12 protein-coding genes are annotated in these 15,411 nt (G+C 46.5%); all 12 read right to left on the bottom strand.

All coding sequences use genetic code 11. The annotated features are described in order from the left end of the window. The 12 genes from rapZ to G633_RS0111520 all read right to left on the bottom strand — a co-directional run bounded on the left by rapZ (position 1) and on the right by G633_RS0111520 (position 15,352). A complete protein-coding gene (gene rapZ, locus G633_RS0111575; protein ID WP_022767972.1) occupies positions 1-870 on the bottom strand; it encodes an RNase adapter RapZ in 870 nt (289 codons plus the stop codon). Between the two features lie 24 nt (positions 871-894). Continuing rightward, the gene (gene murB / locus G633_RS0111570; protein ID WP_026520014.1) at positions 895-1,809 is read right to left on the bottom strand and encodes a UDP-N-acetylmuramate dehydrogenase; all 915 of its coding nucleotides are present in this window, start codon (positions 1,807-1,809) and stop codon (positions 895-897) included. 18 nt (positions 1,810-1,827) lie between these two features. Next, on the bottom strand, positions 1,828-2,763 hold the full coding sequence (locus tag G633_RS0111565) for an ROK family glucokinase (RefSeq protein WP_022767970.1): 936 nt from the start codon (positions 2,761-2,763) through the stop codon (positions 1,828-1,830). A gap of 30 nt (positions 2,764-2,793) precedes the next feature. After that, positions 2,794-3,744, bottom strand: coding sequence for an HPr(Ser) kinase/phosphatase (hprK, locus tag G633_RS0111560; RefSeq protein WP_026520013.1), 951 nt, complete (start codon positions 3,742-3,744; stop codon positions 2,794-2,796). A gap of 163 nt (positions 3,745-3,907) precedes the next feature. Next, positions 3,908-4,474 (bottom strand): DUF6985 domain-containing protein, encoded by a 567-nt coding sequence (locus G633_RS0111555; RefSeq protein WP_026520012.1) that lies wholly within the window; start codon positions 4,472-4,474, stop codon positions 3,908-3,910. Between the two features lie 811 nt (positions 4,475-5,285). Then, on the bottom strand, positions 5,286-7,178 hold the full coding sequence (gene uvrC / locus G633_RS0111550) for an excinuclease ABC subunit UvrC (RefSeq protein ID WP_026520011.1): 1,893 nt from the start codon (positions 7,176-7,178) through the stop codon (positions 5,286-5,288). A gap of 123 nt (positions 7,179-7,301) precedes the next feature. Beyond that, positions 7,302-7,559, bottom strand: coding sequence for an HPr family phosphocarrier protein (locus G633_RS0111545; protein ID WP_026520010.1), 258 nt, complete (start codon positions 7,557-7,559; stop codon positions 7,302-7,304). A 58-nt stretch (positions 7,560-7,617) separates the two neighbouring features. After that, positions 7,618-8,880: a zinc-binding dehydrogenase gene (locus G633_RS0111540; RefSeq protein ID WP_022770814.1), complete on the bottom strand. Its 1,263-nt coding sequence runs from the start codon at positions 8,878-8,880 to the stop codon at positions 7,618-7,620. Continuing rightward, entirely contained in the window at positions 8,880-9,305 is a 426-nt protein-coding gene (locus tag G633_RS0111535; protein ID WP_026520009.1) for a PTS sugar transporter subunit IIA, read from the bottom strand. Before G633_RS0111535 ends, G633_RS0111540 begins: the two co-directional genes overlap by 1 nt. A gap of 13 nt (positions 9,306-9,318) precedes the next feature. After that, a complete protein-coding gene (locus G633_RS0111530; protein ID WP_026520008.1) occupies positions 9,319-11,355 on the bottom strand; it encodes a BglG family transcription antiterminator in 2,037 nt (678 codons plus the stop codon). Positions 11,356-11,367: 12 nt separating this feature from the next. Further along, positions 11,368-12,771: a PTS mannitol transporter subunit IICB gene (locus G633_RS0111525; RefSeq protein WP_022770811.1), complete on the bottom strand. Its 1,404-nt coding sequence runs from the start codon at positions 12,769-12,771 to the stop codon at positions 11,368-11,370. Positions 12,772-12,985: 214 nt separating this feature from the next. Beyond that, entirely contained in the window at positions 12,986-15,352 is a 2,367-nt protein-coding gene (locus G633_RS0111520; protein WP_026520007.1) for an EAL domain-containing protein, read from the bottom strand. Positions 15,353-15,411 lie beyond the last annotated feature (59 nt).

Below are 15,411 nucleotides of genomic sequence, written 5' to 3'. Positions count from 1 at the left end.
TCACCTTGCCTGTTTAACGTCCCTATGAGACAGATTGAGTCCGTAGTTACCGCCGGATGCCTTTAGTCTTTCGTAAACCTCATTGGCGATGGTAACACTTCTGTGCTGACCGCCGGTGCAGCCAATAGCTACCACCAGCTGATACTTGCCCTCCTGAACATATCCCGGGATAAGGAAGTTAAGCATATCTACGAGCTTGTCCACAAATTCACCGCAGGCAGGGAAGCTCTTAACATAGTCCTGAACAGGCTTGTCGTTACCTGTCAGGTGCTTGAGTTCATCGATGTAATAAGGATTTGGCAGGAACCTTACGTCAAAAACAAGGTCTGCATCAGTAGGGATTCCATGCTTAAATCCAAAGCTCATAACGTTGACCATCAGGGAGTTGTACTCCTTGTTCTCAACAAATATCCTATCCAGCTCCTTCTTGAGCTCTCTGGTAAGAAGGTTTGAAGAGTCGATGACATAATCAGCCTTCTTCTTGATCTCCGCAAGGACTTCTCTCTCCTTGGCAATTCCGTCCTCGAGCCTGTCTCCGGCTGCGTTCATTGGATGGATCCTTCTGGTCTCTTTGTATCTTTTTATGAGCACCTGGTCTGAAGCATCCATAAAGAGGATCTCAACAGGAATTCCTCTTTCCCTCATGGAATCTATGATTCCGGTCACGCCCTCAAAGCTCTGACCGGCTCTTGCATCAACGCCAAGAACAACTTTTGTTATCTCGCTGTTGGGAGCAGAAATAAGCTCCGTGAACTTTCCAATAAGAGATACCGGAAGATTGTCAACGCAGTAAAATCCCGCGTCTTCGAGCATATTTATAGCAGTGGCTTTTCCTCCGCCGCTCATACCTGTTACAATTACAAATCTCATTTTTCAGGTCCTTTCAATACCTCTTTATTCAAAGTCTCCAACCAGGATAACTTCCGGCTCTAGGCTTACGCCCGAGTCTTCAAGTACTCTCTTTTGTACTTCTTTTATAAGTGCGTATATATCTGCAGCCGTGGCCTGTCCCTTGTTGATGACAAAGCCGCAGTGCTTCTCGGAGACTGCTGCATCTCCTACGCTAAATCCTCTAAGGCCCGCATCCTCTATGAGTTTGCCGGCAAAGTAGCCTTCAGGTCTCTTGAATGTTGAGCCCGCGCTTGGGTACTCAAGGGGCTGTTTTTCTTTTCTCTTAAGTGCCAGCTCCGTCATAAGGTCTGTTATCTCTTTTTCGTCGCCCTTTTTTAACTGCAAAAGAGCTGAGAGAACAACGTAGCCTTCTCTCTTTAATGCACTGGTCCTGTATCCAAAATCGCAGGTTTCTGCCGGCAGCTCTTTTACCTCTCCGGTAGGAGTAATGGCTCTTACGGAAACTGTGATCTGCTTCATCTCTCCGCCGTAAGCACCGGCGTTCATGATCATGGCTCCGCCTATGGTTCCGGGAATCCCGGCAGCGAACTCAAAGCCTGCAAGTGCGTTTTCTTTGGCAAAAGAGGCTATCCTGGAATTTAGTGCACCGGCCTGTGCGCGGATGGCTGTATCGCCCTCAAGGCTTATCTCTGAGAGCTTCTCTAGACTTATGACAATGCCGTCATAGCCCTTGTCGGAAACCAGGAGATTACTGCCGTTGCCAAGGAGCATAAAGGGTGCCGATTTGTCTTTTAACAGGGCGATAGCCTTTATGAGCTCTTCCTCGGACTGTGGGCGCAAAAATAAGGTGGCAGGCCCACCACATCGAAATGTAGTGTGCCTGCTCATGGGTTCATTTATTAATGTATTTTCTTTTGAAACAATCTGACTTAAAGCTTCTATTACTTCTGTGTTCACTGTATGTCCTCAACAAGATCAGTCGATAACGAGCTTGGCTGCTCCGAATACACCTGCGTCATTTCCAAGCTTGGCAAGTGCGAACTTGGCGTCTGCACAGCCCGGGAATACGTACTTCTTGAAGCTTGGCATAAGGAGGTCAAAGAGCATGTCGCCGGCCTTTGAAACGCCGCCGCCGAGAACGATGATCTCAGGGTTTGTAACTGAAGCAACTGCTGCGATACCCTTTCCGAGGTAGTAGCCGTACTGCTCAGCAGCCTTCTTGGCAAGAGCGTCGCCTGACTTGGCGGCATCGAAGATGTCTCTGCACTCGAAGTCTTTGCCGCGAAGAACGCTGTCCTCTGTAGTGGAAGCAAGGAGTCTCTTGGCAAGTCTTACTGCACCTGTTGCGCTGGCATACATCTCAAAGCATCCGTGGTTTCCGCATCCACAGGTCTCGGGCTCGTCATCAACAAGATGAAGGTGTCCGATCTCTCCGCCTGATCCCTTGGCACCGTTTAAGATCTTGCCGTCAACGATGATTCCGCCGCCGACACCGGTTCCGAGAGTAACAAGAAGCATGTTGGGATAGCCCTGTCCGCCGCCCTTCCAGGCCTCGCCGAGAGCTGCAACGTTAGCATCGTTACCTGCCTTAACAGGGAGTTTGAGCTTTGAGTGAAGCTCATTTACAACGTTTACCTTCTCCCATCCGAGGTTAACTGCCTGATGGCACATACCGTCTGAATTAACTGCGCCGGGTACGCCGACACCTGCACCTACAACCTGTGTGTCCTCGATGTTCTTCTCTTTCATCTTGGCTCTGATGGACTCTGCAATATCGGGAATGATATTGATTCCGTGGTCCTCTGTTCTTGTGGGAATCTCCCAGAAATCCACCTTCTCACCGGTCTCTGTAAGGAGTCCGATCTTAACTGTTGTTCCTCCAACGTCTGCGCCAAATACGTATCTTGCCATTTTTATTCCTCCGATTTTTAATAGGGTTTATCATTCGTCGTCGTCGTCATCCTCTGACCTTCTTCTGGCCAGGGAGTTCTGTACTCTGTTGTAAAGCTCCTGAGCTGCGTTGTAGCCCATTGCCTTCTGTCTGTGGTTAACCGCTGCCGACTCACAGATGACAGCCAGGTTTCTGCCGGGACGGATAGGAATCCTGTGGCAGACAACCTTGTTTCCGAGGTACTCTGTGTACTCCTCTTCAAGGCCGAGTCTGTCGTACTCTTTGTCTTTATCCCAGTCCTCAAGCTTGATCACAAGATCGATGTTCTGGGTCTCCTTTACACTTGATACACCGTAAAGGGTCTTTACATCGATGATTCCGACACCGCGCATCTCGATGAAGTGCTTGGTGATGTCGGGTGCTGAGCCGATGAGGGTCTCTTCACTTACTCTTCTGATCTCGACAACGTCATCGGATACAAGACGATGTCCTCTCTTAATCAGCTCGATGGCTGTCTCGGACTTACCGATTCCGCTCTCACCTGTGATAAGAACGCCGACACCAAAGACATCCACCAAAACGCCATGGATTGAAATGCATGGAGCGAGCTTAACATTGAGCCATCTGATGATCTCTGCCATGAATGCAGATGTTGATTTCTTGGTAATAAGTACCGGTACTCTCTCTTCAAGAGCTATCTTAACGAAAAGAGGATCCGGAGCAAGCTCTCTACAGAAAACTACTGCCGGGATGTCAAAGGATAAGAACTCCCTGTACATCTTCTCCTTGTCTTTCTCAGGAAAATTCTCCATATAGGTGTACTCAACGAACCCAATTACCTGAAGTCTTGTGGCTTCGAAGTGCTCGAAATATCCTGCCAGCTGCAGCGCCGGTCTGTTGATATCCGGCTGAGTGATCCTGATCTTCTTGGCATCGATCTCAGGCGTCAGGTTCTCGAGCTTCATTTTTTCAATGATGGTTTTAAGACTTACACTCGACATGCTATCCTCCTAGCAATATTATTGATAATCTGTGAGTTATTATATATTAATCACAAGGAATTTGCACCCTTTTGTAATGAGTCACCGGGGACGTTTCACTTTGTCTCATTTTGAGTCACTGGGGACGTTTCATTTTGTCTCATTTTGAGTCAGTGGGGACGGTTCATTCTTCCTTATCCACGTAATTAATGTTCATGTCTTTTTCCGGATCATAATATCCATACTTCTCGATTATATGCGCCAATCTGCTTGTGTTAGGACCATAGTCTTCAAATGCACCTACATACAGTATCTTTCCATCAGATATGGTGATCTCAAGTCCGTGCTCAACTTCCCATTTGCATCCACCTTCTATATGGAACTCAATCCTATCTTGCCTGCAATGATCATCAACTATCACAGACCTTATCCTGATAAACTTTAAAACAGAATCTTCGTTTACCATTCCCATATCAGCTTTCTGTTCATCATCTAAAAACTGCTCAAAGTCCTTATAATACCTTACAAGATATTTGCAAAGTCTCTGCTCTACTTCAAAAGGCATATTATCAAGATAATCAAGACATCTCAGCGCATAAGAAATCTGCTCTTTAGATCTGCACATCAGCCTAAAGTCTTCACCCCATTTTTTTGATGTGGTCATAGCTGTTATTAGTCCTGAAGCAGACTCTTTGGTCTCCTTGATTGCATAACCTTCATTCTTTTTCTTTCCAAAAGGAAAAAATCCCATCAGATTCTCCATTCTACATATGTTTTATTTGCTTTCTTAACAAAAGATATCATGCACCGGAAGTCAACGGGGACGGTTCTCTTTGACTCCTTTTGAGTCACCGGGGACGTTTCACTTTGACTCACTTTGAGTCGCCAAGGCGGCTCTCTTCAACATATCGTCCCATTTTCTATGCCCATCGGGTACTTTTTCTGATATATGTAGAAAGATTTTGCCTCCAAAATTTTTGAGCGCCAAATTTTCTACGCCCACAGCCAAGTTTTTGTCATATATATAGAAAATTAAAAGTCAGGTCTCACCAATTTCTACGCCCACACCTCACTTTTGTGCATATATATAGAAAAATAGCTCAATCATCCTTTTCAACACAAATTTTTTCTATACCCATCAGGCACTTTTCCTCATATATGTAGAAAATTAGATGAGTAAAATTTCTTCAGCATCACAACCAGCAGACCACAGATTCTTTGTGATGCATCCCTCGACAATTCAAGACAATCGCCATAGTCTCTGCATAACCCGTGCCCACTTTACCGGCCCGCCTTAGTGACCGACCGCTCATATAAATACCGGAGTCAAGGGACAGTACGCTGGACGCCGCCCTTTGGCGCCCGGGCAGCCCTTGGGTCCGGTATTTATGTGAGCTACAATCCCATGGCGGCGGGCCTATATACACTTACGCCTGCCCCACTCGCATAGCGAGTCACAAGAACCGTCCCCTTGACTCATCCCCTTGACTCACAAAGTGAGTCAATCTGAAACGTCCCCGGTGTCTCACGTCCCCGGTGTCTCACTCGGTGACTCAAAGGAGTCAAAGAGAAACGTCCCCGGTGACCCCTTCGGTGTGGAAGAAGTCGTAGATCTGCTGCGCGGTACTGAGAGGGATCTCGGGTACGGCGCAGAGGTCTTCAACCGAAGCCTGCCGGATATCCTCGATAGATTTGAAGGCCTTCATGAGGGCCTTGCGCCTTGCAGGGCCGATGCCCGGGATGTCGTCTAAAGAGCTCTTGACCTGGGCCTTGCTGCGAAGGGATCTGTGGTACTCGATGGCGAAACGGTGAGCTTCGTCCTGGATCCTGGTGATGAGCTTAAAGCCTTCGGATCTGGTGTCGATGGGAAGCTCTACATTATTATAGTAGAGACCCCTTGTCCTGTGGTTGTCATCCTTGACCATTCCGCAGACGGGAATGGTGATGCCAAGTTCCTCAAGGACCTGAAGACAGATGTTGACCTGTCCGCGTCCGCCGTCCATGAGGATAAGATCCGGGAACTTGGTAAAGCTTCCGTACTGAGCGTCAATGTCCCTGACCTCCAGGTCGTGACGCTCCTCTATTCCGTGAAGGAGTCTTCTGGTCAGAACCTCCTTCATGCATGCATAATCATCAGGACCTGCAACAGTCTTGATCCTGAACTTACGATAATCACTCTTCTTGGGCTTGCCCTTTTCATAGACAACCATGGAACCTACATTGGCAAAACCACTGATATTGGAAATATCGTAGGCCTCCATCCTGGTCAGTCCCTTGATGCCGAGCAGACTCTCAATCTCCTTGACCGCGCCGATGGTCCTGCCCTCCTCGCGCTTGATCCTCTCCTTGTCCTTGGAGAGAACCAGCTCTGCATTCTGGGCCGCGAGCTCCATGAGCTTCTCCTTCTGGCCACGCTCGGGCACGGTGATATACACACGGCTTCCCTTTCTCTGGGTCAGCCACTTCTCGATGATGTCCATGTCCTCGATCTCATCGGGAAGCAAAAGCTGCCTCGGAATAAACGGAGTTCCGGCATAGAACTGCTTGACGAAATTCCCAAGAATCTCCTCCTTGGGCGTCTCCGACACATGCGTCATGTAGAAGTGCTCGCGCCCTATCAGCCTTCCATCCCTGACAAAGAACACCTGAACAACAGCGTCTTTATCATCCGCCGCAATCGCTACTATATCTTTATCCTCCATGGAGGAATCAGTCATCTTCTGCTTCTGTGCCACCACCTTGACCGAGGCGATAAGGTCCCTGTATCTCGCTGCATTCTCGAAATCAAGCTCCTCGGAAGCAGCCTCCATCTTCTCCTGAAGATCCTTCAGGATCACAGAATAATTACCATTAAGGAAGTCCAGCGCCTTGTCGATCCTCTCGCGATACTCTTCCTTGGTCACATGTCCGTTGCAAGGCCCGCAACACTGCTTCATATGATAATTAAGACAAGGCCTCTCAAGCCCTATGTCCCTCGGCAGTACGCGATTGCAGGTCCTTAGCCCATACAACTTATTTATCAGTTCAATCGTATCCTTGACCGCCGCAGCACTGGTAAACGGCCCGAAGTATCTTGACTTGTCCTTCTTCATGAGACGGGAAAAGAGAATTCGCGGATAATCTTCTGCAACGGTCACCTTTATATAAGGATAAGTCTTGTCATCCTTAAGAAGCGTATTGTACCTCGGACAATGCTCCTTAATAAGGTTGTTCTCCAGAACCAGAGCCTCGAGCTCCGAGTCCGTAACAATATATTCAAACCTCGCAATCTGCTTAACCATGCGGTCAATCTGAGGTCCGCGACCAATATTTGCACGAAAATAAGACCTGACACGGTTGTGCAGGTTTATGGCTTTTCCGACATACATGATGGTATCGTTCTCATCACGCATGATATAGACTCCCGGGTTCTTCGGGAGCTTTTTTAACTCTTCCTGAATATCAAAGTTTCCCATATCCAACTAAATAATACCATAAACACGCCATTAAGGCACCGACGAAGTGTGAGGAAGTCGGTGCCTTAATGATTTGTTAAAGAGGAAAAAAAGGATACTATTAGAGGGTGAGGCCTGTTGGCATCAAAGATTATCCTGCAGATATCTCAAAAGAGCTGCTTCTGCCCTTTCTTCGTCCTCGCCGTCGCAGGTGATGGTGATAGTCTCTCCGCATTTAATGCCAAGAGACATAACGCCAAACAGATGCTTAAGGTCAACGCTGCTGCCGTTCCCCTGCGCTGTAATGCTGCAGTTAAACGTGCCGGCGAGTTTTATGAGACCTCCTGCCGGAAGTGCATGGATCCCCTCGGGGTCTTTTACAGTATAATCAAATACCTTCATATAAAGCCTCCTGCATGCACATCCGATCCGGGATGCCATAAATCACGTTACTAAAAAACTAAATCTCTACTCCAAAGTGCTCGAAAAGAATCTTCTCTGCTTCAGGGTTCCAAAGTCCCTGGTGAGCCTTGCAGCTCTCATTAAGCTTTGCAAAGAGAGGATCGCTCTCCCCAAGCTTTTCAAAATCATCAATTGCTGTAAGAGGCATATCGATCTGTGTATAGATCAGTTTCTTACCTCCGGGAATACCGGGCAGATTGCAGGTAGTCTCTGCTGCTGCATCAAGTCCTCCGATGTGAGTAACCATAACTGAAGGATTGATCTCTCCCTTGGCAGCAAGCTGAAGAGCCTCTAAGAGGTCATCATTGTTTCCGCCTGTTGTACCCAGAATATGAGTGCTTGTATAGTGAGCATTGTAGAGGTTGATGTCAGCCTTGAACTGGTTGTCTGTAGGACCTGCAAAGAAGTTCATGCAGCCGTCAAACGCCATAAGTCTGTCGCCCATCTCAGCAACGCTTCTTACAGGAACATAAACGAATACGTCGTCATATCCGTGTCCCTCTGTGATGTCCATGAGCTTCTGCTCAGCATCATCACCTGACGCATTGAAGTATATAAGCTCGATGCCTTTCTCTTTTGCAAACTCAGGGCTGATAACCTGTGCTGCCCTTGCGAGCTTGGCATCATCAAGATCTGTTACAACGATTCTCTTTGGCTTGTTCTCGAAACGAAGGCCATAGCTTACAGCGCCCAGGCCCATAGGTCCGCAGCCACCCATGATAAGGATGTTTCCGCCCTCTTTGGTTCCCATAGCGTGGTTGTAATTCTGCTTGTTGGTGTGGTAGTTTGCATGATATCCACCGATAATGCAGCTCATGGGCTCTCCGAGAGATGCCTGGTAGAAGCTCTCGCCGTTGTAAGGAAGAAGCGCATCCAGCTCCATTACTTCGTGAGGCATGATGCAGTAAGTAGCATCTCCGCCGCAGAAACGATATGAATATCCGGGAGAATCAAGCTTGCCCTGGTAGTTAAGTGCAGGCTGAAGTGCCCACTTATCGCCTACCTTGTACTTGTCCTTCCACTTATCGCCAACTTCAACGATAACACCTGAGCACTCATGTCCTGTGATGATAGGATTTACATCGATATCCTGAGGTGCTCTCTTATGCTTCTTGCCCTGCTTGGCAAGCTTATATGTTGACATGCAGATGCTGTCACTGATTACCTTGACAAGTATCTCATCGTCTTTGATCTCGGGGAGCTCAAACTCCTCAAGTCTAAGATCCATTTCTCCGTACATTCTAACTGCTCTGGTTTTCATTATTCCTCTCCTTCAAAAAACTCACTGATTTCCTGTTCACTCATGGTCAAAACCTTCTCAACACCTGCCCTGTCGCAGAATGTCATTGCGATCTTCTGAAGAACATCAAGGTGCTCATCTCCAACCGCTGCGATCCCGATAACAACCTTAACCTTCTCGGGAGCGCCCCAGTCCTGACCCTCAGGAAATGTCATAAGTACAAGTCCTGTCTTTAAAATATGTTTCTTAGCTTCCTCAATACCATGAGGTATTGCTACCTCATTCCCAATATATGTATTAAACACCTTCTCTTTATCCAGCATTGCCTGAGTGTAATACTCATTTGTATACCCCTGTGATGCAAAGATATCTCCGATTCTTCTTATGATATCTTCCTTTTCACCGCTTGCCTGATTTATAAAGATATTCTTAGTTTCCAGTATCATGTGTACCTCCGGTTTAAAACGCGCCTAACTGTTCACTAAAATAGGCCCTTAGTATCTCCTGTAGCTTGTCCTGAATGCCTTCTTCATCTCCCCCTTTGAGAACCGCAAGAAACTTCTCGTCCTCAATGATGGCTCCGGACACCCGTCCAAGCATCTCAGCATTCTGCTGCCTGTGCTCATCTATCGGCATTGTCATGCAGAGCACTGCCTTAATGCCATTTAGCTTTGGATCTGTAAAAGAGCTTTCTCCTCCCAGTCCCGCTGTTATTATCTGACACTCTTTTACCGCCTTTGACCTGCAGTGGAAAAGAGCTATCCCAATCTCCGGAAAGAGCTGGCTCATAACCTGTTCTCTTGCGATGATGTCCGCCGCAAGTACCGCTGCTGCCCTTGGTGTGTCAGTAATATCTGTAGCCAAAAGTTTTATCAGTGATTCAAGGGTCGTATCTTTTGAAACTATCAGGTGATGATACCTTCTGATAACACCTTTCACCCTTGTAATAACGTTGTTGATCTCATCAAGCTGCCTTGTGAAGTCATTGTTTTCCTGCCTTGCCGGCATTGATGCATATTCGTCTATCTTAACGCTGATCTGCAAAACATCTCTGTTTGTGATCAGGGGACTAACCTGGCAATAGTCAACGCCCAGGTCATCCACATTTATGCTTGATATAAAAAAATCTGTTCTGGATACGGTATGCTGTGTGATCTCATCCACACCGTATGCCTTTAGCACGATGTCCCAGTCCGAGAAGTGACTCTTTAGCTTGGCCATCATCAGCTGCGCTACCCCAAATCCGCTGGCACAGATGACACCTATTGTTACCGTGCGCTTCTTACGCTTTCTTGAGTCGATTCTCTCTTTTGCTGCTCCAAAGTGCATTGCGAGGTAGCCGATCTCGGCCTCGTTAGCAACAAGACCTGTCTTTTCCCCAATTACCTCTGCTGCCTTTTCGCATTTTTCAAACACCTCCGGATACTCCTGCTTTATCTGCAAAAGCAGCGGATTGCTGATAGTCATGTCGTTCTTCATCCTGTAAAGAGCCGGCTCAAGATGTACCATAAGGCCTCTAATGAAGTCATCATCAACCTTAAGTTCCCTTGCCAGTTCCGGATCAAAGACATCTATCATGCCATCGATTATTACCATAAGTTCATCGGTATTAATGCCGCTCTCGCCGATGGTTTCACTGGTGTAATTAAGTTTTGCTCCGTTTATGTGAAGCAGTATGTTGTTAACTTCCGATTCAGGAATCTCAATGGAGAACTCATTCTCAAGTGCCGTTGCGATATTCTTGGCGATGTCATACCCCTTGTCAAATCTTGCATCGTAGGTCTGCTCATCCACAAGCTCGCCCTGGCTTATTCTCTCAACCGCAACTGCAAGGTGGACCAAAAGTCCCATAAATGCATCGTTGGTCAAAAGATTCAGATACGGTTCTTCAAGTTTTTCCAAAACCGATTCCACTTCAGAGAGTATCTCTTCATTCATAAGAAGATAGATATTATCTCCCTCTACCGTGACTTTTTTGCTCTTCATGTTCTCAGTGACGTAGCGCTGCATCGCCATTCGATAGCTCTTTTCACTTCCTGAGAGCATGATCCCGTAGCCGGGTTTTCTTATGATATCCAGGTGGCACTCGCTTGCCCATTCACTGATAGCTTCAAGGTCCGTGCTGATGGTAGCTTCGCTCACTCCGAACATATCACTGTAGTAAAAGAGCTTTTGAGGCTCGCGATTTCTAAGAAGCTCAAGCTTAAGCAGATTCCTTCTCTGGTCCTTGTCGGATATCACCTGTTCTTTGCGGGCTTTTACGATCTTTAAAAGCTCGGCCTTTTTGCTTTCGTCGCCGACTATCAAAGATCCTTCGCCCTTTTTTCTTACAAGGGTCAGATCATAGCTCTTTAAAATACTCGAGATGTAATCCGCTTCCCTTAAAATAGTGCGCTTGCTTACACCCAGAGCATCAGCGACTTCCGAATCTGTCGCCGACTGCTCTGCTTCCAACAAATATATTAAGATTTGTCTAATGCGAGGTGTAAGTTCCATTTAATCTCCGTCTTATGCTCTGAGTTCCTCAGCGAGCTGATCATACTCAGGAGCAGACATGAAGTTGCTGATTGTTATCAGTCTTGCGTTAGGAGCGCTCTTCTTTGCTCTTGCTGCAAGATCCTGATGAGTTACTACTATCTGAGTTCCCTCAGGAATCTCAGAAACTGAAGCGTGTGTTACTTCGATATCTCTTCTTCCGACATCAGCGAGTTTCTTTCTGAGTACTGTTGCACCCATTGCTGATGATCCCATTCCTGCATCGCAGGCAAATACGATGTGCTTAACATCTGCTGCTGCAGTGTTTACAAGTGTGTCAGCTACTGTCTGCACTTCGCTTGCTGCAACACCCTTTGACTCAGCCTTCATCTCTTTCATCTGGTTTGTTGACTCCTCAAGAGACTGCTTTGCATTTGAAAGCTTGATGATAGGAGCTGCGATAACAAATGAAACAGCTGCTGCAACTACTACTGAGAGAAGAACCATGAAGGTTGATCCCTTAGGTGCCATTCCAACATAAGCAAAAATTGATCCGGGTGATGGAGGTCCTGCAAGACCAAGCTTAAATGCTGTGTTGAAGATCATGGCTGCTACTGATCCACCGATTGTAGCAAGGAGAAGAAGTGGATTCATAAGTACATATGGGAAGTAGATTTCGTGGATACCACCAAGGAGATGTACTATAAGTGCTCCGGGAGCTGAATCCTTTGTTACCTTATCCTTAGCAAAGAGCCAGTAAGCAACAAGTACGCCTGTACCTGCACCGGGGTTTGTCTCGATCATGTAGAAGATTGACTTTCCGGCCTGGCTAACCTGCTCTGCTCCAAGAGGAGTGAAGATACCGTGGTTAATAGCGTTGTTAAGGAAAAGAACCTTAGCAGGCTCAACAAATATTGAAACAAGAGGCAGAATGCTGTGGCTTACAAGGAAGTCTACACCACCGTTAAGAACTGCAAGTACTCCGCCCATGAAAGGTCCGATTACATAGAATCCAACGATTGCAAGTAAAAGACCAAGGATTCCGATTGAGAAGTTGTTGACAAGCATCTCAAATCCTGAAGGGATCTTACCCTCGATTGCCTTGTCGAACTTCTTGATAACCCATCCGGCAAGAGGTCCGGCGATCATTGCGCCCATGAACATAACGTAATCTGTTCCGCAGATAACACCGACTGCCATGATGGCACCCATAACTGCTCCTCTTTGTCCTCCGACCATCTTACCACCCTGATAAGCTATAAGCAGAGGCAGTACATATTTGATCATCGGATCAACCATTGAACTGAGCTGTTCATTAGGAAGCCAACCGGTTGCTATAAATAATGCGGTCAAAAGACCCCAAGCAATAAACGCGCCGATATTCGGCATGACCATTCCACTAAGGAAACGGCCGAAGCTTTGTATTTTTTCTTTCATTTGGATTTCCCCTTCCAACCTATGCGATAGGTACGTCCCGACACGTCTGCCGGTATTTCAAGTGTATAATCCGAACGCATTCGTTTGTTGTAAGGTCATTATATTTGTACGCAATTTAATTTTCAATTCATACATCTTTAACTTTGTCACGTGGAGAAAGTGACAAGTCCTTAAGAGTCAAAAAATGCGCGGTGTACAGTGCACCGCGCATTATTTATTTATCCAGTATTTTCTCGAATTCCTTCTCGGGCATCGGCTTGTAGAAATAATAGCCCTGAATAAAATCACAGTCATAGTCCCTTAGGAACTTCAGCTGCTCTTCAGTTTCAACGCCCTCGGCCGTAACCTTGGCGCCTATCATGTGGGCGAGTCCTATGGTTGTAATGATAATGGACTCCGCCTTATCGTTGATTCCAATCTTTCGGATAAAGCCCAGATCCAGCTTAATGATGTCAAAGCTGAAGTTCTCCAGCATTGAGAGAGAACTCATTCCGCTTCCGTAGTCATCAAGAAGGATCTTTATCCCCTGCTTCTGCATCTTGTTAAGGTAGTCCATTGCCTTTGCTTCAAGGTCCGCATAAGCCGACTCCGTAACCTCGAACCTTACCATGGTAGGGTCGAGCTCCATGGCATTTATCCTGTCAAAGATACTCTCGATAAAAGAGGTATCATAGAAATCCACTCTTGAGAGATTCATGGCACAGGGGACAATCCTTTGCTTGTTGCCCGTGCGTCTTGCTATGAACTCCATGCCCCGTTTAATAATAAAGTTATCCAGAGACGGGATCTTACCCTCGGCTTCAATGACAGGAATGAAATCGCCGGGAGAAACCATACCCATATCTTTGTGCCGCCATCTGATAAGCATCTCGGCACTGACGATCTCGCCGGTCTTGGCATCAACTATTGGCTGGTAATACGGCTCGAATTCGTTTTCATCAAGCGCTCTCTCAAAATCCGCCAGAAGGAATCGCTGCTTAACATAGTTCTCCTTCATAACGTCATCATAGTAAGCGTAGAGAGGATTTCCTTTTCCTGTCTTAATATTCTTCTCGGCAAGCTTGGCTCCTGCAAGGAGCTGTCCTATCTCCGCACCGGAATGTTTTATGGAATAGATTCCGCATCTTATCTCAAAGTTGAATTCCTTGTTTTCAACTTTGAAGGTCTGGCTGCACACTGCCTTAAGCCTCTTGTCTTTTAAGTTTTCATCAGCAGTTATCAGCGCAAAGTGATCGCTTTCAAGACGCCCCAAAAGCACAGGCTTTAAGTACTTCCTCAGTGCATCCCTGGTCTGGAAGATGACCATATCTCCGCTGTTGTCGCCAAAGAGCTCGTTTACCGCCTTAAAGCCCTTAACATTGGTATAGACAAGGGAGTAATCTCCCTGATCAGAAAACTCGGATATAAAGAGCCTTGCCCTGTCCATAAATCCTGATCTTGTATATTCTTCTGTCAAAAGGTCATGATCCAATGTAGTCGTAATATCAAAGTACACAAACAGCAGCCAGTCGGGATATCCGGGAACCTTTCTCACCCTGATATTCTTGGCTCTTCTTCCCCTTGGGGACTCAACATTTATGGTTCTGACAAAATTGCCCTTCTCTTCAATCTCGCGGAAGATCTCTTTTAACTTCATTCCCTTCAGAAAGTTTTCACGTTCTTCCTCGACAACTTTCTGTGAGAGTTTGAAACAAACATCACTGTATTTGAGCTTGGTACTCTCAAATACTTCCCATAGCGTCTCGCACAGATAATAAACCTCGCAGTTCTCGTTCTTCATGTTTACTGTTACTACCATGTCGAAACCGTCTGCAAGAATAGCCTTTATAACAGGCTGCTCGTAAATGCCCATGTAAGGAATGACAGGGCCTTCTTTAAGCGTGCTTCTGACGCCGTCCTCTATAACTTCACCGGTACCTTTAAATCTTGTTCTGCCATTTTTCACCTTGAAATAACTTCCGTCGGTGATCATATAGAATCTGCTTCCGAAGCTGTCAGGCAGCACAATATCATTGATGACATCCAGGCCATCAATCTTCATGGTTTTTACAGAATCTGCGTGGGGTATTATCTCAATATTGGTCAGATCAAGTCCGTCTGAAAAGTGGACAAAGTTAGGATCCGCAGCTTCTCCCTCAAGCTCCGGCAAAAGATATACATTATAAGCCGCATTCATGGATCCCGAGCTAAGTCCTATAATAACGCCCTCGTAATCAAGGAGCGCCTCCTTTAGCCCTATTTTCTTCATGTATGCCAGCTGCGTAGGCACATGACCACCTGCCAGATATATTACGTTTGACCACGCAATAATATCCGACAGAGCATCGCCGGTCTGTTCTCCCAGTATCTTTACTTCGCTTACCGGAAGGTCTTTAAACTCAAACGCATTGAGCAGTTGCTGCTTCTGATGTTCATTCTCTGATGCAGCCTTAGGGTCGCAGGGAATATAAAGGAGCCTTGCAGACTCCGGCCACTCACTCCTCATATCCTCAAAAAGGCCATAGCAGTCCAATGGTGGAATCTTCTCTACAGATTCCATCTCCTGATAAGGGATGAAACTGCCGGTTAGATAAAGAACCATTTGCTCTTTCTCCTTTTAACCCAAGGCCATTTGCATATCGTATATAAATCTATTGTATC

This window comes from Butyrivibrio sp. FCS006 (assembly GCF_000424525.1).
GTDB lineage: Bacteria > Bacillota > Clostridia > Lachnospirales > Lachnospiraceae > Butyrivibrio.
This window is presented reverse-complemented; position numbering and strand designations above follow the sequence as displayed.

Coding starts and splice junctions, on each gene's coding strand:
- G633_RS0111525 (WP_022770811.1), bottom strand. CDS start 12,771: ATGAAAGAAAAAATACAAAGCTTCGGCCGTTTCCTTAGTGGAATGGTC.
- G633_RS0111520 (WP_026520007.1), bottom strand. CDS start 15,352: ATGGTTCTTTATCTAACCGGCAGTTTCATCCCTTATCAGGAGATGGAA.
- G633_RS0111545 (WP_026520010.1), bottom strand. CDS start 7,559: ATGAAGGTATTTGATTATACTGTAAAAGACCCCGAGGGGATCCATGCA.
- hprK (WP_026520013.1), bottom strand. CDS start 3,744: ATGTCGAGTGTAAGTCTTAAAACCATCATTGAAAAAATGAAGCTCGAG.
- G633_RS0111555 (WP_026520012.1), bottom strand. CDS start 4,474: ATGGGATTTTTTCCTTTTGGAAAGAAAAAGAATGAAGGTTATGCAATC.
- G633_RS0111540 (WP_022770814.1), bottom strand. CDS start 8,880: ATGAAAACCAGAGCAGTTAGAATGTACGGAGAAATGGATCTTAGACTT.
- uvrC (WP_026520011.1), bottom strand. CDS start 7,178: ATGGGAAACTTTGATATTCAGGAAGAGTTAAAAAAGCTCCCGAAGAAC.
- G633_RS0111535 (WP_026520009.1), bottom strand. CDS start 9,305: ATGATACTGGAAACTAAGAATATCTTTATAAATCAGGCAAGCGGTGAA.
- G633_RS0111530 (WP_026520008.1), bottom strand. CDS start 11,355: ATGGAACTTACACCTCGCATTAGACAAATCTTAATATATTTGTTGGAA.
- rapZ (WP_022767972.1), bottom strand. CDS start 870: ATGAGATTTGTAATTGTAACAGGTATGAGCGGCGGAGGAAAAGCCACT.
- G633_RS0111565 (WP_022767970.1), bottom strand. CDS start 2,763: ATGGCAAGATACGTATTTGGCGCAGACGTTGGAGGAACAACAGTTAAG.